Origin of the sequence: Micromonospora sp. 15K316 (genome assembly GCF_004348525.1) — a bacterium.
Taxonomy (GTDB): domain Bacteria; phylum Actinomycetota; class Actinomycetes; order Mycobacteriales; family Micromonosporaceae; genus Micromonospora.
This window is the reverse complement of the sequence record NZ_SMKG01000398.1, coordinates 1-1,904: the sequence shown is the minus strand read 5'-3', so window position 1 is coordinate 1,904 and position 1,904 is coordinate 1. Positions and strand designations below refer to the sequence as shown.

3 protein-coding genes are annotated in these 1,904 nt (G+C 73.6%); 2 read left to right on the top strand and 1 reads right to left on the bottom strand.

Annotated features, from left to right (window positions below; genetic code table 11):
• Together E1211_RS31905 and E1211_RS31900 are read left to right on the top strand one after the other, a co-directional pair.
• Window positions 1–274, top strand: a 274-nt coding sequence (locus E1211_RS31905; RefSeq protein ID WP_132353933.1) for a hypothetical protein, incomplete at its 5' end; no start/stop codon positions are given.
• The gene (locus E1211_RS31900; RefSeq protein WP_243709801.1) at window positions 271–930 is read left to right on the top strand and encodes a nucleotidyl transferase AbiEii/AbiGii toxin family protein; all 660 of its coding nucleotides are present in this window, start codon (window positions 271–273) and stop codon (window positions 928–930) included. The genes E1211_RS31905 and E1211_RS31900, both read left to right, overlap by 4 nt.
• Before the next feature lie 7 nt (window positions 931–937).
• Here the strand turns inward: E1211_RS31900 and E1211_RS31895 are convergent, their stop codons facing one another.
• Complete coding sequence (locus tag E1211_RS31895) at window positions 938–1,840, bottom strand: SDR family oxidoreductase (protein WP_132353931.1); 903 nt, start codon at window positions 1,838–1,840, stop codon at window positions 938–940.
• Window positions 1,841–1,904 lie beyond the last annotated feature (64 nt).

Genomic DNA, 1,904 nt, shown 5'->3' with positions numbered 1-1,904 from the left:
CACCCGCACCCTCACCGAACTGGCCGGCCCCACCCGCGGCGTCGTCGAACTGCCGATACGGCTGATGTGGAACACCGAGCGCACCTTCGACCTCGGCGACCCCGACCAGCTGCTCTGGCTCTACGAGAACGTGCTGCGCGAGACCACCCGCGCCGACGACCTCCGTCAGCTCGTCAACGGCCGCACGCTGCGCCGGGTGTGGCGCCTGCTCAACCTCCCCCGCCCCGTACGGCAGGCCTGGGAGAGCCGTCACCGGGCGCTGCGCGCGGCGTGACCACCCCCCACCTGCACGACTTCTACCGCGAGGTGGCCCGGGTGGCCCTCACCGCGGCGGGCCCGCACCGGTTCGTCCTCGGCGGCGGGGTGGCCTGGGCCGCCCACGGGCTCGTCACCCGCCCCACCGAGGACGTGGACCTCTTCGCCGACGTCGAGGGCGCCGCCGCGGCCGCCGCCGCCGGTGTGCGCACCGCCCTCGAGGAGGCCGGCTTCGCCGTCGACGACGCCGACCCGGACAACGACCTCGCCGACCTCTTCGAGGGGTACGACCGCGACCTGAAGGACTTCGTGGTCAGCCGCGACGGCCGGCAGATCCGGCTGAGCCTGGCCCGCCTGGACCGCCACCGCAGCCCGGTGGTGATGGACCTCGGCCCGGTGATGGACGTCCGCGACCTGATGGCCAACAAGATCGCCGCGCTGGTCAACCGGCGGGAGGTCCGCGACTACATCGACGTGTCGGCCGCCCTCGAGCACTACGGCGTCGCTGAGCTGCTCGACCTCGCCCGGCAGGTCGACCCGGCGCTGGACCCGGAGGACGTCCGCGCCGCCGGCCGCTACCTCGACCGCATTCCGGAGCAGCGGTTCGCCCGCTACGGACTGGACGCCACCGCCGTCGCCCGGGTCCGCGACCGGCTCCGCGCCTGGCCCCGCTGACCTCGGGTCACGTGATCGGACGCCCGCCGGTGACGCCGAGGACCTCCCCGGTGACGAAGCTCGACTCCTGGGAGGCGAGGAAGACGTACGCGGGGGCCAGCTCCGCCGGCTGCCCCGGCCGCCCGATCGGGGAGCTCCGGCCGAACGACTCCACCGCCTCCTCCGGCATGGTGGCCGGGATCAGCGGCGTCCAGACCGCGCCGGGCGCGACCGCGTTCACCCGGATGCCGCGCTCCGCCAGGTCCGCGGCGAGCGCCTTGGTGAAGTTCGCGATCCCCGCCTTGGTCGTCGCGTAGTCCAACAGCTGCGGCGACGGCTCGGCAGCCTGGATCGACGACGTGTTGATGATCACCGAGCCCTCCGGCAGGTGCGGGACCGCGGCCTTGCAGAGCCAGAACAGCGCGTAGAGATTCGTCTTCATCACCCGGTCGAGCTGCTCGGTGCTGATGCCCAGGATGCCCTTGCCCTGCGACATCTGGTAGCCCGCGACGTTCACCAGGAGATCCAGGCCGCCGAGGTCGGCCACCGCCCGTCGGACCAACTCCTGGCAGTGCCGCTCGTCGGTGATGTCGCCGCGCACGGCCACCCCACGGCGTCCCGCCTCCTCGATCAGACGCACCGTGTCCCGCGCGTCCGCATCCTCCTCCTCGCCGAGGTAGCCGATCAGCACGTCGGCGCCCTCCCGGGCGAACGCGATCGCGACCGCCCGCCCGATGCCCGAGTCACCGCCGGTGATCAGGGCGCGCTTGCCGGCGAGCCGGTCACTGCCCCGGTACGACCGCTCGCCGTGGTCGGGGCGGGGAACCATGCCGGCGGTGGCCCCCGGCGGCGACTGCTGCTGCTTCGGCTGCCCCGAGCGCTGCCCGTACTGGCTGGTCGGGTCCTGCCGCGCGTACTGGTCCTCACTCACCGACGTCTCCTCGCGTACCTGATCGGAACCGGTCCCCGAGCCCCTACCCCCGGCAGCGGGACGG